This is a genomic window from Pseudomonas sp. TMW22089, assembly GCF_022496645.1.
GTDB lineage: Bacteria > Pseudomonadota > Gammaproteobacteria > Pseudomonadales > Pseudomonadaceae > Aquipseudomonas > Aquipseudomonas paraversuta.
Genome location: NZ_SCFG01000021.1, coordinates 59,713 through 82,046, shown reverse-complemented (window position 1 = coordinate 82,046; position 22,334 = coordinate 59,713). Strand labels below are relative to the sequence as shown.

Sequence of the window (22,334 nt, the reverse complement as noted above, 5' to 3'; positions counted from 1 at the left end):
TGATCTTGATCTACTGGCCCCTTCGGGAGGCTGAGAGGAGGTTCTGCGTAGTGGTCCTCCCGGCATGGATGCCGGGAGAGCCGTGTTGGGCCATGGATGGCCCGTCACGGCGTGGCCACGGAGCGGGGCCGGAGCGAGGGAACCTGAGCGCAGCGAAGGCCGTACGCTGGGGCAAGGCCTTTTGGGTTCCTTTTGTGGCTGTTTGACAAAAGGGACTCGCCGTAAGGGCGAAACCCGTAGAGAGCCGTGATACATCAAACGGATATGTACACGGTGGGATTTATAGATCTACCGAGTACATATCCGGCACAGGCGTTTATCTGAAATACAGGTTTCGCCCCCACAACAGCACCTGCGTTCGGCCTTCTGTGATGGGCATCCGCGTCGTGTCGACTATCCAGTGGCGGCAGGGACATCGTTTTTAAAAGCAACAAGCAACAAGCAACAAGCAAAAAGCAAAACAGCGACTACTGGATCGTTTTGATCTGGCCCCCCTCTCGATGTCATAGCAGCCAAACTGGAACGCGTCTGATAGGATCTCGGCCGGAATTCCAACGCCGGATATTTATTGATTTCCGACAGTTATTTCACATCACCTTGGTGAAAATGACACGGCTGTAACCCACCCCCGCGGCAGCGGTTGCACTCACATCTCGATTTTTGACTAATCCGCTCTGCAAGACGCAGGGCCTTATGGGGGAACGATGGATCTTTGGACTGCCGCACAGGCGTTGATATTGGGTGTAGTAGAAGGCCTTACGGAATTCTTGCCGATCTCGAGTACCGGCCACCAAATCATTGTGGCGGACTTGCTGAACTTCGGCGGCGAACGCGCCATGGCGTTCAATATCATTATTCAGCTGGGTGCGATTCTGGCCGTGGTCTGGGAATTTCGCCGCAAGATCATCGACGTTGTCGTCGGTCTGCCAACTCAACCACAAGCCCGGCGCTTTACTGTCAACCTGATCATCGCGGTAATGCCGGCGGTGGTGCTGGGGGTGATTTTTGCCGACGTGATTCATGAGTACCTGTTCAACCCCATTACTGTGGCCACGGCATTGGTGGTGGGCGGTGTGATCATGCTCTGGGCCGAACGTCGCCAGCATGTGATCCGTGCTGAAACCGTAGACGACATGACCTGGAAAGACGCAGTGAAAATCGGCTTTGCGCAATGTCTGGCCATGATCCCCGGCACGTCGCGTTCGGGTTCCACAATTATCGGCGGCCTGCTGTTTGGCCTGTCGCGCAAGGCGGCTACCGAGTTCTCGTTCTTCCTGGCAATGCCGACCATGGTCGGTGCGGCGGTGTATTCGGGTTACAAATACCGTCACCTGTTCCAGCCGGACGATTTGCCGGTGTTCGCGATTGGTTTTGTGACCTCGTTTATCTTCGCGATGATCGCAGTACGGGCCTTGCTCAAGTTCATTTCGAACCATAGTTATGCCGCGTTCGCCTGGTACCGGATTGCATTCGGTCTGCTGATTCTGGCGACCTGGCAGTTTGGCTGGATCAACTGGTCGGCAGCTTCTGCGTGAGAAAAACGGCGAAGGAAGGTGCGGGCCATGGAGGGATGCCCGATAAAAACGGCGCGCCGATTCGTGGCCTGAAGATCAAGCTGCTGGTGTTTGTAGCAGTCTGCGCGTTGCCCCTGTGCGGTTCGGTGAGTCTGTTGCTCACCGGCATCAGCCGCGTGCCGTTACTGGTCTATGGCCTGGCAAGCTGCCTGGCGTTTGCTCTGTACTGGTACGACAAGCAACAGGCCAAAGCCGGTCAGTGGCGCACCCCGGAGAAGCTCTTGCACGGGGTCGAGTTGCTGGGCGGCTGGCCCGGGGCGCTGGTGGCGCAACAGCTGTTTCGCCATAAAACCCGCAAACTCTCCTATCAGCTGTGGTTCTGGCTGATCGTGGCCGTGCATCAGGCGCTGTGGATTGATGTGCTGTTCTTGAAGCTGACCTTCGCGGATCTGTAAGCCATCAGAGGAGCAAGCCGATCTGCCGTTTTTTCGGCAGTTTGCCGACCACCAGCTGGTGGGAGCGGCGCAGCAGGTCTTGTAACTCTGCGGCGCCCATGGGGTAGGGCGCCTGCATATTGATCCAGTACGCCCGCGCCAGATACGGCGACGGGCGTATCCCCGGGCGGTCCACGTAGCCCAGGAACAAGTCTTTCTCGACCTTGAACGACAGCCCGTTGCTGTTGAGGTTGAACAGGGCAAACATCTTGCTCTGGTCGATGTAGAACACCTCGACCCCGCCCCATTTCACATCCTCCTTGACCCCGGGCAAGCTGCGGCAGAAGTCGGCTACCTGTTGCTTGGTCATGGCCTGGTTCATAGCAATTTGTCTCCACAACGGTTGAACGTTTCGGCCAGGTGATCGATCCAGGCCCGCACGGCCGGCATCACCCCGCGTCGATGGGGGTAAACGGCATGCAGCCAGCCGCCGGGCAGTGACCACTTGGGCAGTAGCTGTACCAACTGGCCACTTTGCAGTTCCTGTTCGCAATACATCATGGGCAGCACGGTAAAACCAAGACCGGACAGTGCGCAGGCTTTGCGTACCACAAAATCATCAATGCCAAGCCGTGCTTCCAGTACCAGGTCGCTGGCTTTGCCCTGTTCATCGAGCATCCGCAGATGGACCATGCGGTCAGCTTCAAGTGCGCCCAGCAGTGGCACGTTTTTCAGGTCGTCAGGACTATTGATCGGCCACTGGCGGGCAAATTCCGGGCTGGCAACCATTACCGTCTGGGCCTGACGTAAGCGGCGGGTGACCAGCAACGGGTCTTCATCCCCCAGTTCGCGCACGCGCAAGGCCACATCAATGCCCTCGGTGATCAGGTCGACGCGCCGGTTGAGCAAAATCACTTCCAGCTGTACGTGAGGGTAAGCACTCAGAAAAGAGCTGATGACTCCGGGCATGAATTCATGGGCCAGCCCCACCGGGCAGGACACCCGCAAGCGCCCCCGCGGCTCGCTGGACATGCTGGCGACAGCCTCGTCTGCCATCTCGGCCTGCAGCAACATGGCCTGGCAATGGCTCAGGTAGCGCTCGCCGACGGCGGTCAGCTTCAACTGACGCGTGGTGCGCTGCAGCAGGCGCGCCCCGAGACGTTCCTCAAGTTCGGCCACACGTCGCGACAAACGCGATTTTGGAATGCCGAGCAAACGGCCGGCAGCAGCGAAACCACCGGCTTCGACCACCTTGGCAAAGTAATAGAGATCGTTAAGGTCTTGCATGGCTGGGCTCACTGTCCTACAGGTGGGACGAACTATCGCATGTTGGCGGTCTTATCGTCGATTGCTTTCATTGGTAGCATCTACCTCACTTGATCGCCCAGTGGCGGTCCTCACTTGGAGATCACCATGAAACTATTGCATATCGATTCGAGCATTCTGGGCGACAACTCGGCTTCGCGTCAGTTGAGCCGCGAAGTGGTCAAGGCCTGGCAAGCGGCAGAGCCAGGGGTTGAAGTGAGTTATCGTGACCTGGCCAGCGAGGCCATTAATCACTTCTCGGCAGCGACTCTGGTGGCCGCCGGTACCCCGGCCGAATTGCGCGATGCGGCGCAAAAGCACGAAGCCGAGTTGAGCGCTGCAACCCTGGCACAATTTCTGGAAGCGGACGCAGTGGTGATTGCTGCTCCGATGTACAACTTCACCATTCCAACTCAGCTCAAGGCCTGGATCGACCGGATCGCAGTGGCCGGCCAGACGTTCCGCTACACCGAAGCCGGCCCCCAGGGCCTGTGCGGCAACAAGAAAGTCATCGTGGTTTCGACTTCCGGCGGCATGCACGCCGGGCAAGCCACTGGCGCAGCCCACGACGATTATCTGAAGGTGCTGTTGGGCTTTCTGGGGATCACCGATGTTGAGTTCGTACGGGCCCATGGCCTTGCCTATGGTGATGAAGTTCGCAGCAAAGCCATGAACGATGCACAGGCGCAAATTAAGCAGGATCTGTTCAGCGCGGCGTAAGTTATCTAAATCGTTACACCTACTAAACTCTGTATTCTGGGCGCTTGAAGTGGCCAGGGTACGGAGTTTTTTACGTCTGGCCTTAGCCTCTGGCTCGGGTTATGCAAAGCCTCTGGATCAAGGTCCTGGCAGCGCTGGTATTAACCGGGCGTCATTCAAGGTGAGCATCGATGATGCGTCTGTGGGCAGTACTGGTTTTGTTGTTGGCAACTTGCCCCGTCATGGCGCAGGCCGAGCCCGCGGTGCACTGGAGTGCGGGGTTTCATCGCCTGAGTTTTCTCGATCCGCTGGATGAACAGCCGATGCATGCCATTGCCTTTTATCCGTCCACTGATGCCGAAGGCATAAGCAAAATCGGCGGTTATGAGATCGAGGCCACCGAAGAGGCCAAAATCGCCATGGGCCATTACCCGCTGCTGCTGTTGTCCCATGGCAACACGGGGACGCCGCTGGCCCTGCACGATCTGGCTACATCGTTGGCGCGCAAGGGGTTTGTGGTGGTGGCGGTACTGCACCCCGGAGATAACTATAAGGACCATAGCCGTTTGGGCACCTTGAGTAATCTTTACGGCCGCCCGATGCAGATTTCGGCGGCCATCAGCGCTGTGCTGGCCGACCCCGAACTCTCGGCCTATGTGCATGACGATGAGGTGGGAGTCATCGGTTATTCCGCAGGCGGCGAAACGGCTCTGATCCTGGCCGGAGCCCAGCCCGATCTGGACCGCCTGCGCCGTTACTGTCAGGAACGCCCGGATGATCATGATGCGTGCACCACCAAGGGCGAGTTGACCGCCGACCGCGATGATCTGGTGCCGGTAGCCGATCCACGGGTGCGTGCGCTGTTATTGATGGCGCCGTTGAGCCTGATGTTCGGGCGTGAAACCCTGGCGCAAGTGCATGTGCCCGTGCTGCTCTACAGCGGTGATAACGACAAGCTGGTGTACCCCGATAAAAACGCCGATGCCCTGGCGCGCAAACTGCCGGTGGAGCCTGAGTTCAAGGTGATCCCCGGTGCCGGGCATTTTGTGTTCATGGCGCCCTGTACCGATGCACAAAAGGCGGTAATGCCCGGTTTGTGTACGGATGCCCTGGGGGTCGATCGCGAGAATGTCCATCGCGATCTGATTTACGAGGCCGGGCGGTTTTTCAGCAAAACCCTGGGCTCATCGCCAACCACGAGTACGGTCGCAACAGGTCCGTAAGGGCTGTTGTTCGAGGCGCTAGCGGGCTTTGCGCAGGGATAGCCCGACCGTCAGGGTCAAGCCCAGAACACTCAAAAGTGCTGCACTGAAAAAGATCCATGGGTAGCCCATGTTCAAGGCAATGGCGCCCATGATCGGCCCGGCAATGGCCAGCGCCAGATCGAAGAACACGGCATAGGCGCTTAACCCCGCGCCGCGGCTGGTGAGGGGCACCTGTTTGACGGCTTCTACGCCAAGGGCCGGGTACACCAGGGACAGGCCAAACCCCGCCAGCCCCGCACCCGCAAGGGCATAGCCGGTTGAGGGGGCCAGCCACAGCAATCCAAGACCGACGGTTTCGATGGTCATGCAGGCGATCGCCACGCTGTAGCCGCCAAAGCGATTGATGCTGTTAGTGAATAACAGCCGCGCCAGGATAAAGCACACCCCGAATACCGACAGGCAATAGGCTGCGCCGAACCAGCCGCGGTCGATATAAAACAGGGTGATGAATGTGGTGAGGGTGCCATAGCCAATGGAGGCCAGAGTCAGGCTGATGCCGTACGGGGCAATCAGGCCGAACACTGACCAGAAGGGCAGTGGGACGCCGCGAACCACCGGGATCGAAGGCTTGTTGCGTATCAGCAGCAGTGCCAGCACCGCCAGCACTAGCAGGGCGATGCCCAGGCTGAGGAAGCCAAGGCGGTCGATCATCACCACCCCCAGCGGCGCACCTATGGCAATGGCACCGTAGGACGCGATGCCGTTCCAGCCGATTGCCCGGGCAGTGTGCTCGGCGCCAACCTGGCCAATACCCCAGACAATAGTGCCGACACCTATCAGCCCCTGGGCGATGCCCAGGAAAATCCGCCCGACAATCAAGACCCCCAGGCTCAGCAATGGCCAGTCCTGGAGCATCACTGCCAGCAACGTCAGAGCGCCACTGATGGCGATTCCGGTCAGGCCATAAACGATGGCGGGCTTGGTCCCGCGGCTGTCCACCAGACGTCCGGCCCCGGGTCGGCTGAGTAAGGTGGCCAGGTACTGTGACGCTATGGCCAGGCCTGCAACCACGGCGCTGAAACCCAGCTGGTCATGGACATAGCCCGGTAATACGGCAATCGGCAGGCCGATGCAGATGAAGGCGATGAAGGTGTAGAACACGATTGACAGAATTTGCAGCGTGACCGACAGCGAGCTCGCGGGGGAGGGATGTTGCGCAGGCATAAGCAGAGTGTCCGGCTGTCAGTCGTAGACCGGCATCATGGCGTGGCCCCGGGACAAAAGAAAGCAGGCTAACGATATTCGTGGTCTGGCAGAAACGAAAAACCCCGTCAGCGGGCGCAATGCCGGTCACGTAAACGACTGCTGTCTCAACGGTGGGAGCGAGCTTGTATCGCGATGTGCTCGAGGGTGCTGTGTTCAATCTGTAACACGCATTCTCGTTAACAATCATCGCGAGACAAGCTCGCTCCTGCAAAGGCAGGGTTTACTTATGTGAACAGCATTGCGTCAGTGTGACGGGGTTTTCGTTATGACGCTTTGTTCAGCGATGCGCAGTGTCCGATATCAGAACACAACGCCCTGGCTGCGCAGGTAGTCATCGTAAGTACCGCTGAAGTCGATCACGCCGCTTGGGCTCAGCTCGATAATACGAGTGGCCAGCGAGGATACGAATTCACGGTCATGGCTGACGAAGACCAGGGTGCCAGGGTAGTTCTCGAGCGCCAGGTTCAGTGCTTCGATGGATTCCATGTCAAGGTGGTTGGTCGGTTCGTCCATGATCAACACGTTCGGCTTTTGCAGGATCAGCTTGCCGAACAGCATGCGACCTTGCTCACCACCGGAAATCACTTTCACCGACTTGAGGATGTCATCGTTGGAGAACAGCATGCGGCCCAGAGTGCCACGTACCATTTGCTCGCCCTGGGTCCACTGGCCCATCCAATCGAACAGGGTGTAGTCGTCTTCGAAGTCGTGGGCGTGATCCTGGGCGTAGTAGCCCAGTTCTGCCGCTTCAGTCCACTTGACCGTACCTGCATCCGGGGTCAGTTCATTGACCAGGGTGCGCAACAGTGTGGTTTTGCCGATACCGTTCGGACCAATGATCGCTACGCGCTCACCGGCTTCAACGGTAAAGCTGAAGTCCTTGAACAGGGTCTTGCCGTCGAAGCCCTTGGCCATATTCTCGACGATGACCGCCTGGCGGTGCAGCTTTTTGTTCTGTTCGAAACGAATGAACGGGCTGACACGGCTCGAAGGCTTGACCTCGGCCAGGGTGATCTTGTCGATCTGCTTGGCACGGGAGCTGGCTTGCTTGGATTTCGAGGCGTTGGCCGAGAAACGGCTGACGAACGATTGCAGCTCGTTGATCTGGGCCTTTTTCTTGGCGTTTTCCGACAGCAGTTGCTCGCGCGACTGGGTCGCAACCGTCATGTACTCGTCATAGTTGCCCGGGAACAGGCGCAGCTCGCCGTAGTCAAGGTCAGCCATGTGGGTACAGACACTGTTCAGGAAGTGCCGGTCGTGGGAGATGATGATCATCAGGCTGTTGCGCTGGGTCAGAATGTTTTCCAGCCAGCGGATGGTGTTGATATCCAGGTGGTTGGTCGGTTCGTCGAGCAGCAGTACTTCAGGATCGGAAAACAGTGCCTGCGCCAGCAATACCCGCAACTTCCAGCCTGGCGACACTTCGCTCATCGGGCCGTTATGTTGCTCGATACCGATACCCAGGCCCAGCAGCAATTCGCCGGCACGGGATTCAGCGGTGTAGCCGTCCATTTCGGCGAACTCGGTTTCGAGTTCGGCCACGGCCATACCGTCTTCTTCGGTCATTTCCGGCAGGGAATAGATGCGGTCGCGCTCAGCCTTGACCTTCCACAGCTCTTCGTGGCCCATGATCACGGTATCGATCACGGTAAATTCTTCGTAGGCGAACTGGTCCTGACGCAATTTACCCAGACGTACGTTCGGCTCCAGCATGACCTGACCGCCGGACGGCTCAAGGTCTCCGCCGAGGATTTTCATGAAGGTGGACTTGCCGCAACCGTTGGCGCCGATCAAACCATAACGGTTACCGGCGCTGAATTTTACGGATACGTTCTCGAATAGCGGCTTTGCGCCGAACTGCATCGTGATGTTAGCTGTGGAGATCAATTACTTTACCTATCAATGGGTTGCGGGCCGCGCATTTGGCGCTTGGGCCATTCCTGGGGCATTTTGGAGCTTATCCATCTCTCCCCAGTCGCCGCTTGAGTTCAACCAGCGGGCATAAGTCGAGAGCAGCATCAGGACGCTGTGTCCAAGCTGTTGGGCAATAAAGGCGGGATTCATGCCAGACATTACGCATATTGTCGCATAAGTATGACGGTAGTTGTACGGCGGGCGATAACGGGTCTTCAGCTTCTCTGGCGCCGGCCTCCCATTGTTTGTGCCGGTCCCGGGGGCTGGCGGACGTACTGGCCCGCCCTGGCGGCTGGTTTTCCTGCGTCAAATCGCGCTCCGGCGCCCATATCCAGAACCGGCCAGAACGCTTGCGGGATTTGCTCCCGGAGGGTGACGGTTTTTTGGTGATAACAGGCGGTGATCACGGCATCAACATAAACGATTGGCGTCCCGGGGAGGTAGCGGTTGAAAGTGGCGGCATTGACCCCACTCATCGATCCAGGGAAGGAGATGGACATGATCGACAGCTTTCGCCGCCAGTCCCTGTTCGTCGAGGGTGGCTTGAATCACGTCGTCTGACTCCCACGCCAAGGACTCTGCTATGCCTCAATCCCTGCCAACGCTGTGCGGCTCTATCATGGGGTCGCCGTTTTCACTCTCGGCAAAGATCCACAACGCGGCCTATGCGGCCCTGGGGCTGGACTACACCTTTGTCTGTTTTGGCGTCGAAGACCCGGTTGCTGCCGTGGCGGCCATTCGCGCTCTGGGGGTGCGCGGCATGAATGTCTCCATGCCCTACAAAACTGCGGTGATGCCTCATCTGGATGCCATCGACGAGTCGGCCCGGGTGATTGGCGCGGTCAACACCATAAACAATGTCGACGGGGTGCTCACCGGCTACAACACCGACTACCTGGGGGCGATTCGCGCGTTGCAGGAGGTTACCGGTCTGCGGGACAAACGTATCGCCGTGATCGGTGCCGGCGGCGCCGCCCGTGCGGTGGTCTTCGGCTGCTTGCAAGCGGCGGCCCGGGTCACGCTGTTCAACCGCACTGCCGAACGCGGTACTGCCCTGGCCGAGGATCTGGGGGCCCGATGGGGGGGCAGCGTCGAGGCATTCACGGCCAGCAACTTCGATATCGTGATCAATGCCACCTCGGTGGGCTTCAAGCAGCCGGACAGCAACCCGCTGGACGGGCGCCTGGCCAGCCATCTGATTGTCATGGATGTGGCGTTCATGCCGGTGCACACCGCTCTGCTGCAGCAAGCCAAAGCCCTGGGCTGCACGACCGTGGCCGGCACCCGGATGCTGGTCCATCAAGCCTGTCGGCAAATCGAGCTGTACACCGCAAAAGAAGCGCCCCTCGACATCATGGAGCAGGCCATGCTTCAGGAAATCCAGCGGTTGAACTTGTAACCAGCCCCACCACCGGTCAATAACAAGATGCCGTAAAGGCACCTGGAGGTCCCCCTATGTCTCTCGATAACGCCCCATGCGACAGCGCCTTGATCCCCGACGGCCAGGCGCGCAAGCAAGACCTGAACCGTGCCGCCTGGGCCTGCTCCCTGGGCAGTGCCCTGGAGTACTACGACTTTGCGCTGTATACCCTGGCTTCGGCGCTGATCTTCGGGCCGTTGTTCTTTCCTGAGCAGACCCGGGCCATGAGCCTGATCGCCAGTTTCGGCACCTATTTCCTGGGCTTTGCCGTACGGCCCCTGGGCGGCGTGCTGTTCGGCATGATCGGCGACCGCGTCGGGCGCAAGTTCGTGCTGACGTCGACGGTGCTGCTGATGGGCGTTTCCAGCACCCTGATCGGAGCCCTGCCAAGTTTCCATCAGGTCGGTTATCTGGCACCGGCACTGCTGGTGATTCTGCGTCTGCTTCAAGGGCTGGGCGCAGGCGCCGAACAGGCCGGTGCGGCGGTGATGATGACCGAATACGCACCCCGGGGCCGGCGCGGTTTCTATGCCGCCTTGCCGTTCCTTGGCATCCAGCTGGGCACCATCCTCGCGGCAGTGGTGTATTTCCTGGTGGTCAGCGGCAATGACGATGTCATCGAGAGCGGGCTGTGGCGCGTGCCGTTCTTCAGCAGTGTGGTGATCGTGGCGCTGGGGCTGTACATGCGTCTGTCTCTCAAGGAGTCGCCGACCTTCATCCGCCTCAAGGCGCTCAAGCGCGTCAGCGTCAACCCGCTGAAAAGTGCGATGAAACACTCCCGGCCCAGCTTGCTGATCGGTATCGGCCTGCGCCTGGGGGAAAACGGCGGTTCATCGATTTACCAGGCCCTGGCTGTGAGCTACATCGTTGGCGTGGTAGGTCTGCAAGGGCCGGTGGGCGTGCTGACACTTATCTGCGCCGCCAGTCTCGGCGCGCTCACCGTACCGGTTGCCGGCATGCTCAGCGACCGGTTCGGGCGCGTGGTGGTTTACCGGGCCTTCGCCCTGCTGCAACTGGCCCTGGCCTTCCCGGTATGGTGGGTGCTGAGCCTGGGCAACGTGGTGGCGAGCATCATCGCCATCTCCATCGCGCTGGGCATCGGCACATGGGGTATGTTCGGCACCCAGGCGGCACTGATGCCTGAACTGTTCGGCTCGCGCCACCGCTACATGGGGGTGTCGATCGCCCGGGAAGCCTCGGCAGTGATTGCAGGGGGGATTGCGCCGCTGATCGGTGCCGGTCTTATCGCCCTGGTCGTGGCCAGCCATGACGGCGACGCCAGCGCCGGGGTCGGTGCCTGGCTGCCGATTGCCTGCTATCTGACCCTGCTCACACTGATCACCCTCTATACAACCTTCAAGACCCCGGAAACCCTCAATCGCGACCTGGACGAGCCCCGTGATGCCTGGGAAATTGCCCACCCTGCAACAGCGCCGGCAAACGGCTCCAGCACCGCGACAGGTACTGCCTGATCAGCGCTTTGGCCAGGCTGCCTGTTACCCCGGGCAGCCCTGGCTGGCAGCTCACAGATGCTGACCGCGCAGGATGCTAGAGTCTCCAGTTCGGGAGTCTGGTTAAACCGGACCACCTTCGAGTCCTGGAGTCAGCATGCGCAATCTGGATTTCAGTTCCTGGGAGGGCATCCTCTCAACGCTTGCAGGATTAGTCCTGATCACCGTTATCGGGGTCGGGATTCGTCTGCTGGCTATGCATACGATCCAGCAACGGCGGGAGCGGGAAAACCGTCAGATCAATGAACGTTTGCGTACCCTCATCGCGGCCTACAAAACCCTGGGTGGCTCCTTCACCGGAAATCTTGAGGTTGATCCCACTCATCTGCGGGATTTGCGCCGCAGAACTGCGACTGCCAACACCAGCCCGGATCAGGCCGCCGAGAGCGTGACCCTGACCCAAGCTGTTGCCGTGCAGGGCAATGGCGACCGCTCAAGGCGGGTACGCGATGCGGTTGAAGCGGCGCTGTCCGATATCATTCTGCTGGGTACAGAGGAGCAGGTCCGGATGGCGGCAGTAGCAGCCACGGAGCTGGTGGCAGGGCGTCCCATTCATACCGCCGAACTGGTCACCTCGCTTCGTGACTTCATTCGCGCCGTGCTTGATCTTGATCCCGTACCCGCCGAGCTTTCGATTCCAAAGCAGGGGCCGGTTCGCCCGTCTTCTTCAGGTGGCGGCAAAGGTGATAAGGGCGACTCCAGAAGTGCTGGCAAGGGCGGGGGAGCCGGGGGCGATGGTGCAGGGGGTGGCAATGCGTCGCACAGCGATTCCTGGCAAGAACCGCATCATTGAAAGTGGCACATATTCCTTTACTGCAATGATCCGTGGCACAGGGGCGTTATATTCGGCTGGCAAGCCTGTTCAAGGCAGTTTGTAGAGCACAACTACTTTACGAGTTGGTTTTCGCATATTTAACCGGGCATGTGTAATACCTCCATGACTGTCTTTGTAGATGCGCTGTGGACAAGGTGAGAGGGCTGCGCCACGGGTATGTTATCGGGATACTGCAGGACGTCTGACTCTTCAGGCGCCACCCGTCTGCCGGTGCAGTTAATAGCAAATGCGCTGTCTCGAGAGTTGATCTTTTAAACATTGCCCGGTCACCGCTCTTCAGGATAATCGCTATGAGTGAAGTTGAAGTACAAGATGTAAAGGCCTCTGGCTGGAACCAGTTGTCTTATTTTAAAGTGTTTGTAAATAATGACAGTCACTTGCAAAATTCGCGCTACCCGCTTCTTAATAATGGCAATCAACAATTACTTGTCACTGTGCGTCTGGCGGCCAAGGACGCATCGGGGAACTTCGTAACTGTAACGCCAGCGGATCTGGCCACCATCCGACTGATTGATTACGGCACTTCGGAAATCATCTATTTGGGTGAACAACTGCATCCATGGTGTACCACATTCACTAACCTGGGCTATGCGTGGGATCGGGGTTTCCTTGACTCCATTCGCAGCTTGCGGCTGGAGCAGCCCAAGCTGTTCGAACAGGCTGCTATTGACCCGCCTACCTTGGATCAAGCCCTTGAGGGCGTACCGCTGCAGCCCCATGAGCAAGCGCAGCCAGGGTTGGAGTTGCACACGCAAAACCAGGCGCTCAGTCAACCCAGGGCCGACTACCAGACTGTCCAGTTTTATGTGCGAACCACGGCAACTACCTTGCGTCGACTGGCCGTTCGTATCAATAACAGTGACGGTACCGTATTTCGTACCAACTACAGTGAAGTGGGTGACGATACGGGAGAAGGTGATAAGCGCGGAAAATTCAATTCATCGTTTGAAGTCGAACCACTTACCTTTCCGCGCTTGCCATCGGAAAACTACGGCGATCGCCTCGCCAACGGCTATTTGAAAGATACCCCGATTGGCCATGGAGATTTTGCCGGAAAATTTCGTGCATTTGAGCATCATGTCAATATTCGAATGCCCAACGGTCGCAGCCTGCCCATTAAAACGATAACCAATTACTCCTCTCAAAACGGAGTTGTCTGGGCGGCCCATGGCAGCGGAAAGTCCAAATGCACCGTCACCTACTTTGGCTTGCCTGGAAGTCAAGTGACCAGGTTGACGAACAAGCCCGAGTATATCGGCATTATGAGAAACGGCCTGAGCAAGGAGTACACAGGGGTGTGGCTAACTTATTTAGGCCGACACATGGGCATTGAAGGTAAAATAAAATACCCTCGCGAGGGTGAAGTGGTGATTGGACAAGTCATTATGGAGGAGAACTTTTACTTCTACCAATCGGTGACCAACAATATAGAAGTGCCAAACCGAATGACCCACGATTTCAGCGTCATTGATATTTATGGTACATCGCACAACCTTCGGGTCGGGCTGATTCCTGCCTTCAATTACCTGACGCTGGAACGCCGTTAGTCAACAGCTAACCACTGAAGGTGCGGATCGCCAAAAATCGATCTGCACTGGCGTGCGTCCAGTCGATACACACAAACGCTCAAGCCCTGGTTATCCAGGGCTTTTTATTGGGCAACAGGACATGACGACGCCAGAGACGACAGTGGCCCAGGTTCAGTGTTGCCGTTGCAGTTTACCTGGCGTCAGCCTCGGCCTGATCAGGTCAGTCCGTATTCAAGCGCGCATACAGGTCGAAGTTGCGTGGTGTTGCGCGGACCATGCGCAATGACCTCAACCTTCCTTCGAACTCGAATCCGCTGTTTATCAGCACCTGGGCTGAGCCGGGGTTGGTATCAAGCACAGTGCCTTGTACGCGCACCCATCCGTACTTTAAAAAAGACCATTGGGTTACCGCTGTACAGACAGCGCTGGCAATGCCTTTGCCCCAGAATTGCGGCGCAAGATCATAAGCCACTTCGGCCGTACGGTTCACTTGCGATATTGAATGAAAGCCAATGGTTCCAATCAGCTCGCCATTCAGTTCGTCAGTGATGGCCAGCCGTCTTGTGGAGGTGGCAAGAGTTGAGTCCATCTCGTCGAACATGGGTAACAGGTCTTGCTCTGAGCTCAGGTTCCAGCTGGTATGTTGAACAACCGCTTGTTGTGAAAGGTACGCGTACCATTGCGGTATATCTGACCTTTCCAGCTGGCGAAGCGAAACACCCGGGTATTGGACGGCAGGCGCCCTGGTAATTCTCATGTGCAGGGTCCGTTATCAGAACAGAAAATTGCTTGGGGCTCAGGCTACGCTCCGGGCAGTATGGGGCGTTACTGGTATTACATTCAGCTATGCGGTCCTGTGCGGCACAACCACCGCGGCCTTACAAAAACAATTCAAAAAACCAGGTAGAGAACAATGAATAGAAGGTTTTATGGGTGTGTGATCCTGCTATCACTGCTAGGCGCTCAGAGCGCGGTCGCCAGAAGTTGGCAGGAGATCAAGCAAAGCGGCGAGCTGCGGGTCGGCGTTCCTGGCGATTATGCTCCGCTGGCGTTTCACGACAAACAAGGTGATCTGGCCGGTTTTGATATTGATATGGCTAAGGCCCTCGGACATGAACAGCAACTCAATGTCAGATTTGTGCTCAGCAGCTGGCCAACACTGTCTGCAGATCTGGCAGCAGACAAGTTCGATATCGCAATGGGCGGGATTACCGATACACCGGCCAGAAAAAGCCAGTTCGGGCTCTCTGCACCGGTGGTCAAAAATGGCAAGATCGCCATGACGCAGTGTGACAAAGTCGCTCAGTTTGCGTCATTGGACGCGATTGATCGCAAGGGCGTGCGGGTGACTGTCAACCCCGGCGGTACCAATCAGGAGTACGTCGACAAACATATCAAGGATGCCCAGATCGTCCGAGCCCAGGACAATATCGCCAGCTTGCAGGGGATTCGTAGTGGTCAGGCCGACATCATGTTTACCGACCTGATTGAAGGGGATTATTACCAGAGCCAGGAACCCTGTGTGTTCTGTGTTTCCACTCGCCAGATTCTGCCCGGAACCGCCAGCGATAAAGTTTATATGATGCACAAGGACAACCAGCATTTGCTGGATGCGGTGAATGCATTGTTGTCCGGTGAATCCAGAAACAGGCTGATCACTCAATGGAAAATGTCGGAGTAGCCATGAAGGCTGCCGCACAGACGCAGGCTATGACGTTTGTCAGGCCACAACGAGCAGGCAGCGCCTGGCGTATATAAAAACTACAGAAGGTCTTCGAATGTTCTCAACATTTGCAGTGCAGAGGCTTAGCGTCGGCTCGATCTACAAACTGTTTTTTATCGGGCTGGTCATTTCACTCGGGATCATCGGACTAGTCAGCGGGATCCTGGCTGTATTCGGTTTCGATACGGTCAACTGGAACGGGGAGCCTGTGCACGGGGTTGCCGGGATTATCGTAGGGCCCTTGGTTGGCCTGTTCCTGGCGCTGTTGTTCGGCACCCTTCTAGGCAGCGCTTGCGTGTGCGGTCTGTGGCTGTATTCGAAGTTTCGGCCTCTTACCCTGAGCGGTAAAAGCCTGGCTCAAGCAGCCATAGATACTGCGGGGCCTGTCAGCCCGGGCAAGCCGCTGTAACTGTTATTGCCGTGCCGCCTGTCTGTGGAAACGATCGGCAAACAGGCGGCACGGGACTGCATTGAGTCACTCGGCAATTTCACTTTCGACCAGCCTGGCGAGCTGTATGAGCGAGTCCTGCCAGCCAAGGTAACAGGCCTCTGGCGGGATGACCCCGGGTATGCCTTCTTGAACCACGCTCAATTCGGTCCCGCAGGAAACCGCCCGCAGAGCTACCGTTGTGTGCATGACGCCCGGCAGGTTTGGATCATCGAAGCTGTCGCTGTAGCGAATCAGTTCATGGGGTACCAGTTCCAGGTATTGCCCGCCGAACGAGTGAGTTTCGCCCGTGCTGAAATTGCTGAACGACATTTTGTAACCACCCCCCACTGTCGCATCCATGTGCTGGACCTTGCCGGTGTAGCCGTAGGGGGGCAGCCATCTGGTCAGGGCATCGGCTTCCAGGAAGGCCCGATAGACACGTTCGGGCGGGGCTTTGATGACGCGATGAAGTCGAACGGTATGTGTGGACATGATGACTCCTCAGATCAGTGGCGGGCCTTCAGACATGCACAGGTTCAGGTGCTCAGCGGTCTGGCTTGTCATCACTGGGCCCGAGCGGGTGGATGTCTTGCCAGATGCTGTTTTTTGATAGCACCGAAACCCGCAGGCGTAAAGGCCGCTGCTTTGCCATGCCCATGGCTGGCCTGCGGCACAAGGGCGCGCGGATCACGGCATGGCTCAAAGGTTTGCCTGCGGCCAGCGCTGTTCCAAGTGTGCACTCAAGTAATCGATAAAGGCTTTTACCTTAGGCGTCATGGCGCTGCGGTCCTGGACACAGACGTAAATATCCAGCGGTTCGGTAGCGGACTCCCTTGGCCCATGACTGCTCTCAAGCAGGGGCACCAATTGCCCGGACTCGATAAAGGGCGCCGCCACGAACTCCGCCAGCCGGGCTATGCCAGCACCATGGGCAGCCATTTGGGCCAGGGTGTCAATGTCGTCGCTCATGGCGGTCACATTGAGCGCCGCATAGTAATGTTCTGAGTCGCGAATAAATCCCCAGCGCAGGAAGCGGCCGTCCAGCGGGTAGCGAAAGCCCAGGCATGCATGCTGCTGGAGTTGCTCCGGCGAATCCGGCCGACCGGCCCGTTCAAGATAGGAGGGGGCGGCGCAAACGATAAAGGGCACTGAGACAATCTTGCGCGCGATAATTCCTTCCTCCAGTTGCGGCTTGATCCTCAGGCTCAGATCAATCCCGGCTTGAATATGATTGATCTTGCTATCGCTGGTGTTGAGCTCAAGGGTCAGGCGCGGGTGGCGGGCGGCGAAGCCTGCAACCAGCGGGGCCAGCACATGGCGCCCGAATGCAGCGGTAGAGGCAATGCACAGCCGGCCCTGAAGTTCGGCATGGGGCTCACTGATTGCCGATTGGGCGGCCTCCAGGTCTGCAACGATACGTTGCACTTTGGCGTAGTAGATGGCTCCGCTTTCGGTTAATGCCATGCTGCGCGTAGTGCGCTGCAGCAGGCGGGTGCCCAGGTGCTCCTCAAGGCGATTGAGGGTCTGGCTGACGGCTGCGGCACTGAGCCCCAGGTTTTTCGCCGCTCCCACGATGGAGCCTGTTTCAACCACCTTGGTAAAGCTGGCGATGGCTGCAAGAAGATTCATGACTAATCCTGAAAGAAGGGCTATTCGTAAGTTTTACTTTATAAAGTAAGCGGAAATTACCGTCTAGTTGCGCACTTTTGTTCTTGATATGGTGCGTTTCCCCAAAGAAACCGTGTTTAAAAGGGCTGGACATGAATTCAAAGACTTCTGCAAATATCCGTTTTTACAATCGATTGAAGCTCTCGGCCGCCATGGCTCCCTATGTATTTGCGTTCTATATGGCGGCAATCATGGCCTTTCTCATGTCATTGGTGATCACGGCGGCCAACTCCGGGATTAATGAGGATTATCTAAGCAATGCCCTGGGCGCCTATCGATTGGCCATGCCAGTGGCATTCCTGTGCATTCTTGTGGTTCGCCCCATTGTGATCAGGTTAGTGGCTGTCACCGTCCACCGGCATCCCTAGGGATGCTTGCCCTGCATGGCGCACAAATAAAGCGCGTGCGCGCACAAAATCGGGCAAATAAGTAACAAGTTACATTCCCCGGAGCCTCCCTTCGCTCATCCTTGTTTCCCCCGATCCCTTGTAAACCGGCGTTTTCAGTCACTGCGCAGAGTCTGGCACAGGCTTTGCTTGGTCTGATATTCATCTGATATATCAGATGAATATCAGGAGTGAAAATGCCGAAATCCATTGATGTTTCCAGCCATCAGCAGTCCACGCCGCCGCTCATCAAGAGCGCCGCCCAACTGCGGGAGCTGGCGTATGCGCAAATAAAGCAGCGGATCATCAGCTGCGAGTTCCGCCCTGGCGACGCCATCAACGAGGCGCAACTGGCAGCGCTGCTGGGGCTTGGCCGAACGCCGATCCACCAGGCGCTGCATCGCCTTGAAGTAGAAGGCATGGTCACGATCATGCCGCGCAAGGGGGTGATGGTGACCGCGCTGTCACTTAACGATGTGCTGGATATGATCGAGGTGCGTGTTTCCAACGAGCAGCTGTGTATCAAGCTGGCGGTGGAACGTGCCCACGACACTGATATCAAGGCCATGCGCGACATTCTGGAGCGCACCCCTCAATTGCTGGCGGACCACGACGTGACCGGGCTCATGACGCTGGATCTGCAATTTCATATGTCGATTTCAGCCGCCGCACACAATCGCGTCCTGGCTGAACTGCTGCGCAACCTGCACGAAAAGCAGGCCCGTTTCTGGTACCTGACGCTGTCGGAAAACCACCACAGCCAGCGCATCTATGACGAGCACATGCACATTCTCGAGGCGGTGGAACAGCGAGACGGCGATGCCGCTGTCGCGGCGATCCATCACCACATCGACGACTTCCGTCGCGCCATCATGCGCACCCTTTAATTATCGATCCGGAGCACTCTTTCATGACTCAATTGACTTTCCACGTCGTCGGCCAAGGTGAGCACCAGGCCAGCATCAAGCATTTGATCATTGCCGGCTGGGCAGGGCGTAACAGTGAAGCGGTGGAACACCATATTGCCGAACTGGAAGCTCTTGGCGTGCGCCGTCCTACGCAGATCCCGTGTTTCTACCGGGTTTCGGCCAGCCTGCTGAACACCGCGCAGAGCATCCAGGTGCCGGGCAAGGACTCTTCCGGCGAGACCGAGTTTGTATTGATTCCAAGTGAGGAGGGGCTGTTGATCGGCCTGGGCTCGGATCACACCGATCGCAAGGTTGAAAGCTACGACGTCACGGTGTCGAAACAGATGTGCGACAAGCCGATTGCGCAGCAGGTCTGGCGCTTTGCCGAAGTTGAGGCGCATTGGGATCAACTGGTAATGCGTACCTGGCGGGTGCGTGATGGCGAACGTGCGCTGTATCAGCAAGGCCCGGTGACCAATTTGCTGGCGCCGCAAACCCTGTTGGGAAAACTCAACAGCGCCGGCGCATTGCCAGCGGATACCGCGATGTTCTGCGGCACCCAATCGGTGATTGGCGAACTGGGTTATGGCGAAGCCTTTGAAATGGAATTGTTCGACCCCGTCCTTAACCGCAGCCTGCGTCACCAGTACGGTGTCGAGTCGCTGCCTGTGGCGGAGTGAACAGACAATGAAAGATATTGCACAGCTCGCCCGGGACCTGGCTGAGGGTCGTACCACCAGCGAGGCGCTGGTCAAACAGGCATTGGCCCGCATTGAGGCACATCGCGAGGCAGGCGGAGTGGCCTATATCAGCGTTGATGCCCGCAGCGCCTTGCTGGCGGCCCGTGCCAGCGACCTGGCGCGGTCTTCGGGCTATGTGCCGTCGGCCCTGGCCGGCCTGCCGGTTTCGATCAAGGACCTGTTCGATGTGGCCGGGCAGATCACGGCCAGCGGCTCCAGTCTGCTGGCCGAGGCACCGGCGGCCAGTCGCGATGCAGTGGTCGTGGAGCGGTTGAGAGCGGCGGGGGCTATTGTGCTGGGTCGAACCAATATGAGTGAGTTTGCATTTTCCGGTCTCGGACTGAATCCTCATTACGGCACACCGCTGACCCCATGTGCAGAACAGCGCATTGCCGGTGGCTCCAGCTCCGGCGCCGCGGTCAGTGTGGCGCTCGAGATGGCGGTCGCGGGGCTGGGCACCGATACCGGCGGCTCGATCAGGATTCCGGCGGCCTTCTGCAATCTGACCGGGTTCAAACCCAGTGCCAGTCGCGTCCCGCTAACCGGTACCTTCCCCCTGGCGCCGAGCCTGGATTCCATTGGCGCTCTGACCCGCAGTGTCGCCGACAGCATCCTGCTGGACCGGATTCTCTCGGGGGAGCAACTCGCTACCCCCATGCCGTCCCTGGCCGGTCTGCGCCTGGCGGTGACCCGGGATTTCGTCCTCGATCAGCTGGATGAGACCGTGGCTGTGGCTTTCGAACGCAGTTTGGGCCTGCTCGCCGAGGCCGGGGCCAGCATCCGCTGGTTTGATTTTCCCGAGCTGCACCAGTTGCCCCGTATCAACGCTGCCGGCGGACTGACCGCCGCCGAAGCCTGGCACGGCCATCGCCAGTGGCTGGAAGGCGACGACGCACAGCAGTACGACGCCCGTGTCGCCCAGCGCATTCGGCGCGGTGCGGCCATTGGTGCAGCTGATTACCTGGATACCCAGGCCGAACGCCAGCGCTTGATTGCCATCGCCCGGGAGCGTCTGGGCGATGCCGATGCCTGGCTGATGCCCAGTGTCGCCGTGGTACCGCCGAAGCTGGCAGACCTTGCCACGGACGAAAGCTTTTTCGCCGCCAATGGCCTGGCGCTGCGCAATACCAGTGTGATCAATTTTCTCGACGGTTGCGCCTTGAGTTTGCCCTGTCAGCTGGCTGAAGAGTTGCCGGTGGGGCTATCAATCGCGGGACTGCACGGGCAGGACGCACGGGTGCTGCAAGTGTCGCGCGCGGTTGAGGCTCTGTTGCGGGGAGTCGCCTGATGCCTTGCCCGTAACTGGAGGGCAGGCCCGGCCTGCCTGATTTTTAATACTGCTTTGCTCCCGGAACGCCACGGCCAACCACCGTGCGCCGACGCTCGCCTGGAAATCGGCAGCGGCGGCTCACTGCGCAACGTATTGACGAGATGACTTATGAACCGAAGCAACCCAAGTACAACAATGGCTTCAGAGCTTGACCTCGACCCGGTAGCGGCCGAAGTCAGTGCTGTCTATCGAAAGATCGCCTGGCGCCTGTTGCCGTTTTTAGTGTTTCTCTTCGTGCTGGCCTGGATCGACCGGGTGAATGTCGGCTTCGCCAAACTCTCCATGTTGCAGGACCTGGGCTTCAGTGAGGCGGTCTACGGCCTGGGAGCGGGGATTTTCTTTATCGGCTACTTCTTTTTTGAAGTGCCGAGCAATCTGCTTCTGGAAAAAATCGGTGCCCGCCGCACCCTGGCGCGCATCACCATCATGTGGGGCCTGACGTCCATTGCCATGGCCTATGTTGAAAGTGCCTGGTCCTTCTATGTGTTGCGGTTTTTGCTGGGGGCCTTTGAAGCGGGTTTCTTTCCGGGGGTGGTGTTGTACCTCACTTACTGGTTTCCAGCGGCCCAGCGGGCCAAGATCAACGGCATGTTCATGACCTCTTTCGCAATTGCCGGGGTCGTCGGCGGGCCACTGGCCGGTTTCATCATGAGTCGCATGGTGGGTGTCGGCAGTCTGGCCAACTGGCAATGGCTGTTTATCCTGGAAGGTATTCCGTCGGTTATCGCCGGCTTCCTGGTGCTGCGCTATCTTCCGGAAAAACCGGCGAATGCCAAGTGGCTGACGGCGGCACAGCGCAAAATGGTGTCCGCTACCATTGCCCGCGAGGACAGCGCGCCGGGTAAACACAGCGACCTGCGGACTCTGTTGCGTTATCCCAAATTGTGGTTGTGTGCACTGGTCTACTTCTGCCTGGTGAGCGGTAACGCAACCATTGCGTTCTGGACTCCATCGGTCATCAAGTCCCTGGGTGTGAATGACACCATGAACATCGGGCTGCTTTCCTCAATCCCTTTTATTTTGGGGACTGTGGCGATGCTGTGGAACGGCTTCCATTCTGACAAGAGCGCCGAGCGCCGCATCCATTGCGCCATGGCTGCGATCCTGGCGGGGCTGGGATTGATCTGCACCGGCCTGTTTATCGGTAACGCAGTACTGGCACTTATCGCCTTGACCGTTGCAGCCATGGGCATTCTTGCGGCTTTTCCGGTGTTCTGGTCAATTCCGGGTGCATTTCTGGCAGGTACTGCAGCAGCAGGGGGCATCGCCCTGATCAACTGCATCGGCAATCTGGCAGGGTTCGTCGCGCCTTATATGATCGGCTGGCTTAAAACCCAGACCGGTAGCCTGGCGGCAGGCCTGTATATGGTGGCCGGTTTTGAAATATTGGCGGGGGTATTACTGCTGCTGTTTTTCAAAGGTATAAAAGTCAGTAAAGTTTAATGCTACTTAATGGCAGAGCCGGCCATGGATAAGGGCGGTGAATATTTAAAAACTGTCACCGAGTATTCAACTTC

General features: G+C 58.0%; 22 protein-coding genes and 1 pseudogene. 15 read left to right on the top strand and 8 right to left on the bottom strand.

The window, feature by feature from the left end; translation table 11 throughout:
* The first annotated feature begins 704 nt into the window (after nt 1–704).
* Together EQV90_RS17360 and EQV90_RS17355 are read left to right on the top strand one after the other, a co-directional pair.
* Nucleotides 705–1,535 carry an undecaprenyl-diphosphate phosphatase gene (locus EQV90_RS17360; RefSeq protein WP_003445828.1) on the top strand — a complete coding sequence of 277 codons (831 nt, stop codon included), beginning with the start codon at nt 705–707 and terminating at the stop codon, nt 1,533–1,535.
* A gap of 35 nt (nt 1,536–1,570) precedes the next feature.
* Nucleotides 1,571–1,969 (top strand): DUF1294 domain-containing protein, encoded by a 399-nt coding sequence (locus EQV90_RS17355; protein ID WP_240878469.1) that lies wholly within the window; start codon nt 1,571–1,573, stop codon nt 1,967–1,969.
* Between the two features lie 4 nt (nt 1,970–1,973).
* Here the strand turns inward: EQV90_RS17355 and EQV90_RS17350 are convergent, their stop codons facing one another.
* On the bottom strand, nt 1,974–2,318 hold the full coding sequence (locus tag EQV90_RS17350; RefSeq protein ID WP_003445826.1) for an MmcQ/YjbR family DNA-binding protein: 345 nt from the start codon (nt 2,316–2,318) through the stop codon (nt 1,974–1,976).
* A gap of 8 nt (nt 2,319–2,326) precedes the next feature.
* Nucleotides 2,327–3,235, bottom strand: coding sequence for a LysR substrate-binding domain-containing protein (locus tag EQV90_RS17345; RefSeq protein ID WP_003445825.1), 909 nt, complete (start codon nt 3,233–3,235; stop codon nt 2,327–2,329).
* A 126-nt stretch (nt 3,236–3,361) separates the two neighbouring features.
* On the opposite strand from EQV90_RS17345, the gene EQV90_RS17340 reads away from it, so the two are divergent.
* Together EQV90_RS17340 and EQV90_RS17335 are read left to right on the top strand one after the other, a co-directional pair.
* The gene (locus EQV90_RS17340) at nt 3,362–3,973 is read left to right on the top strand and encodes an FMN-dependent NADH-azoreductase (RefSeq protein WP_003445824.1); all 612 of its coding nucleotides are present in this window, start codon (nt 3,362–3,364) and stop codon (nt 3,971–3,973) included.
* Nucleotides 3,974–4,143: 170 nt separating this feature from the next.
* Entirely contained in the window at nt 4,144–5,175 is a 1,032-nt protein-coding gene (locus EQV90_RS17335; RefSeq protein WP_003445823.1) for a hypothetical protein, read from the top strand.
* An 18-nt stretch (nt 5,176–5,193) separates the two neighbouring features.
* Here EQV90_RS17335 and EQV90_RS17330 read toward each other — a convergent pair whose 3' ends face one another.
* The 3 genes and pseudogenes from EQV90_RS17330 to EQV90_RS17320 all read right to left on the bottom strand — a co-directional run.
* On the bottom strand, nt 5,194–6,381 hold the full coding sequence (locus tag EQV90_RS17330; protein ID WP_010657154.1) for an MFS transporter: 1,188 nt from the start codon (nt 6,379–6,381) through the stop codon (nt 5,194–5,196).
* Nucleotides 6,382–6,723: 342 nt separating this feature from the next.
* On the bottom strand, nt 6,724–8,310 hold the full coding sequence (locus tag EQV90_RS17325) for an ABC-F family ATPase (RefSeq protein ID WP_003445814.1): 1,587 nt from the start codon (nt 8,308–8,310) through the stop codon (nt 6,724–6,726).
* A gap of 12 nt (nt 8,311–8,322) precedes the next feature.
* Nucleotides 8,323–8,593, bottom strand: a pseudogene (locus tag EQV90_RS17320) (site-specific integrase); the annotation flags it as partial.
* A 327-nt stretch (nt 8,594–8,920) separates the two neighbouring features.
* On the opposite strand from EQV90_RS17320, the gene aroE reads away from it, so the two are divergent.
* From aroE to EQV90_RS17300, 4 genes are all read left to right on the top strand, one after another.
* Nucleotides 8,921–9,736 carry a shikimate dehydrogenase gene (gene aroE / locus EQV90_RS17315; protein WP_127195348.1) on the top strand — a complete coding sequence of 272 codons (816 nt, stop codon included), beginning with the start codon at nt 8,921–8,923 and terminating at the stop codon, nt 9,734–9,736.
* 56 nt (nt 9,737–9,792) lie between these two features.
* Nucleotides 9,793–11,229, top strand: coding sequence for an MFS transporter (locus EQV90_RS17310; protein WP_127195349.1), 1,437 nt, complete (start codon nt 9,793–9,795; stop codon nt 11,227–11,229).
* Nucleotides 11,230–11,365: 136 nt separating this feature from the next.
* Nucleotides 11,366–12,061 carry a hypothetical protein gene (locus EQV90_RS17305; protein WP_240878468.1) on the top strand — a complete coding sequence of 232 codons (696 nt, stop codon included), beginning with the start codon at nt 11,366–11,368 and terminating at the stop codon, nt 12,059–12,061.
* A 332-nt stretch (nt 12,062–12,393) separates the two neighbouring features.
* Nucleotides 12,394–13,650 carry a hypothetical protein gene (locus tag EQV90_RS17300; RefSeq protein WP_240878467.1) on the top strand — a complete coding sequence of 419 codons (1,257 nt, stop codon included), beginning with the start codon at nt 12,394–12,396 and terminating at the stop codon, nt 13,648–13,650.
* A 202-nt stretch (nt 13,651–13,852) separates the two neighbouring features.
* On the opposite strand, the gene EQV90_RS17295 is transcribed toward EQV90_RS17300, so the two are convergent.
* Entirely contained in the window at nt 13,853–14,389 is a 537-nt protein-coding gene (locus EQV90_RS17295) for a GNAT family protein (protein WP_003445803.1), read from the bottom strand.
* Nucleotides 14,390–14,545: 156 nt separating this feature from the next.
* Here EQV90_RS17295 and EQV90_RS17290 point away from each other — a divergent pair, with 156 nt between their 5' ends.
* Nucleotides 14,546–15,313: a transporter substrate-binding domain-containing protein gene (locus tag EQV90_RS17290; RefSeq protein ID WP_240878466.1), complete on the top strand. Its 768-nt coding sequence runs from the start codon at nt 14,546–14,548 to the stop codon at nt 15,311–15,313.
* 97 nt (nt 15,314–15,410) lie between these two features.
* Nucleotides 15,411–15,764 (top strand): hypothetical protein, encoded by a 354-nt coding sequence (locus EQV90_RS17285; protein WP_240878465.1) that lies wholly within the window; start codon nt 15,411–15,413, stop codon nt 15,762–15,764.
* A gap of 66 nt (nt 15,765–15,830) precedes the next feature.
* Here EQV90_RS17285 and EQV90_RS17280 read toward each other — a convergent pair whose 3' ends face one another.
* Together EQV90_RS17280 and EQV90_RS17275 are read right to left on the bottom strand one after the other, a co-directional pair.
* Entirely contained in the window at nt 15,831–16,277 is a 447-nt protein-coding gene (locus EQV90_RS17280) for an SRPBCC family protein (RefSeq protein WP_003445798.1), read from the bottom strand.
* Nucleotides 16,278–16,484: 207 nt separating this feature from the next.
* The gene (locus EQV90_RS17275; protein ID WP_003445796.1) at nt 16,485–17,414 is read right to left on the bottom strand and encodes a LysR family transcriptional regulator; all 930 of its coding nucleotides are present in this window, start codon (nt 17,412–17,414) and stop codon (nt 16,485–16,487) included.
* 131 nt (nt 17,415–17,545) lie between these two features.
* Here EQV90_RS17275 and EQV90_RS17270 point away from each other — a divergent pair, with 131 nt between their 5' ends.
* From EQV90_RS17270 to EQV90_RS17250, 5 genes are all read left to right on the top strand, one after another.
* Nucleotides 17,546–17,821 carry a DUF2798 domain-containing protein gene (locus EQV90_RS17270; RefSeq protein ID WP_010657040.1) on the top strand — a complete coding sequence of 92 codons (276 nt, stop codon included), beginning with the start codon at nt 17,546–17,548 and terminating at the stop codon, nt 17,819–17,821.
* A 215-nt stretch (nt 17,822–18,036) separates the two neighbouring features.
* On the top strand, nt 18,037–18,726 hold the full coding sequence (locus tag EQV90_RS17265; protein WP_003445792.1) for a GntR family transcriptional regulator: 690 nt from the start codon (nt 18,037–18,039) through the stop codon (nt 18,724–18,726).
* A gap of 23 nt (nt 18,727–18,749) precedes the next feature.
* Nucleotides 18,750–19,427, top strand: coding sequence for a DUF2848 domain-containing protein (locus EQV90_RS17260; protein WP_003445790.1), 678 nt, complete (start codon nt 18,750–18,752; stop codon nt 19,425–19,427).
* Nucleotides 19,428–19,434: 7 nt separating this feature from the next.
* Nucleotides 19,435–20,775, top strand: a complete 1,341-nt coding sequence (locus EQV90_RS17255; protein WP_240878464.1) for an amidase — start codon at nt 19,435–19,437, stop codon at nt 20,773–20,775.
* 150 nt (nt 20,776–20,925) lie between these two features.
* Nucleotides 20,926–22,260 (top strand): MFS transporter, encoded by a 1,335-nt coding sequence (locus EQV90_RS17250; RefSeq protein ID WP_232286871.1) that lies wholly within the window; start codon nt 20,926–20,928, stop codon nt 22,258–22,260.
* Nucleotides 22,261–22,334: the final 74 nt, after the last annotated feature.

What these genes read in the sequence shown, in the direction of transcription:
- EQV90_RS17360 (WP_003445828.1), top strand. Translation starts at nt 705, where the DNA reads ATGGATCTTTGGACTGCCGCACAGGCGTTGATATTGGGTGTAGTAGAA.
- EQV90_RS17355 (WP_240878469.1), top strand. Translation starts at nt 1,571, where the DNA reads ATGCCCGATAAAAACGGCGCGCCGATTCGTGGCCTGAAGATCAAGCTG.
- EQV90_RS17350 (WP_003445826.1), bottom strand. Translation starts at nt 2,318, where the DNA reads ATGACCAAGCAACAGGTAGCCGACTTCTGCCGCAGCTTGCCCGGGGTC.
- EQV90_RS17345 (WP_003445825.1), bottom strand. Translation starts at nt 3,235, where the DNA reads ATGCAAGACCTTAACGATCTCTATTACTTTGCCAAGGTGGTCGAAGCC.
- EQV90_RS17340 (WP_003445824.1), top strand. Translation starts at nt 3,362, where the DNA reads ATGAAACTATTGCATATCGATTCGAGCATTCTGGGCGACAACTCGGCT.
- EQV90_RS17335 (WP_003445823.1), top strand. Translation starts at nt 4,144, where the DNA reads ATGATGCGTCTGTGGGCAGTACTGGTTTTGTTGTTGGCAACTTGCCCC.
- EQV90_RS17330 (WP_010657154.1), bottom strand. Translation starts at nt 6,381, where the DNA reads ATGCCTGCGCAACATCCCTCCCCCGCGAGCTCGCTGTCGGTCACGCTG.
- aroE (WP_127195348.1), top strand. Translation starts at nt 8,921, where the DNA reads ATGCCTCAATCCCTGCCAACGCTGTGCGGCTCTATCATGGGGTCGCCG.
- EQV90_RS17310 (WP_127195349.1), top strand. Translation starts at nt 9,793, where the DNA reads ATGTCTCTCGATAACGCCCCATGCGACAGCGCCTTGATCCCCGACGGC.
- EQV90_RS17305 (WP_240878468.1), top strand. Translation starts at nt 11,366, where the DNA reads ATGCGCAATCTGGATTTCAGTTCCTGGGAGGGCATCCTCTCAACGCTT.
- EQV90_RS17300 (WP_240878467.1), top strand. Translation starts at nt 12,394, where the DNA reads ATGAGTGAAGTTGAAGTACAAGATGTAAAGGCCTCTGGCTGGAACCAG.
- EQV90_RS17295 (WP_003445803.1), bottom strand. Translation starts at nt 14,389, where the DNA reads ATGAGAATTACCAGGGCGCCTGCCGTCCAATACCCGGGTGTTTCGCTT.
- EQV90_RS17290 (WP_240878466.1), top strand. Translation starts at nt 14,546, where the DNA reads ATGAATAGAAGGTTTTATGGGTGTGTGATCCTGCTATCACTGCTAGGC.
- EQV90_RS17285 (WP_240878465.1), top strand. Translation starts at nt 15,411, where the DNA reads ATGTTCTCAACATTTGCAGTGCAGAGGCTTAGCGTCGGCTCGATCTAC.
- EQV90_RS17280 (WP_003445798.1), bottom strand. Translation starts at nt 16,277, where the DNA reads ATGTCCACACATACCGTTCGACTTCATCGCGTCATCAAAGCCCCGCCC.
- EQV90_RS17275 (WP_003445796.1), bottom strand. Translation starts at nt 17,414, where the DNA reads ATGAATCTTCTTGCAGCCATCGCCAGCTTTACCAAGGTGGTTGAAACA.
- EQV90_RS17270 (WP_010657040.1), top strand. Translation starts at nt 17,546, where the DNA reads ATGAATTCAAAGACTTCTGCAAATATCCGTTTTTACAATCGATTGAAG.
- EQV90_RS17265 (WP_003445792.1), top strand. Translation starts at nt 18,037, where the DNA reads ATGCCGAAATCCATTGATGTTTCCAGCCATCAGCAGTCCACGCCGCCG.
- EQV90_RS17260 (WP_003445790.1), top strand. Translation starts at nt 18,750, where the DNA reads ATGACTCAATTGACTTTCCACGTCGTCGGCCAAGGTGAGCACCAGGCC.
- EQV90_RS17255 (WP_240878464.1), top strand. Translation starts at nt 19,435, where the DNA reads ATGAAAGATATTGCACAGCTCGCCCGGGACCTGGCTGAGGGTCGTACC.
- EQV90_RS17250 (WP_232286871.1), top strand. Translation starts at nt 20,926, where the DNA reads ATGAACCGAAGCAACCCAAGTACAACAATGGCTTCAGAGCTTGACCTC.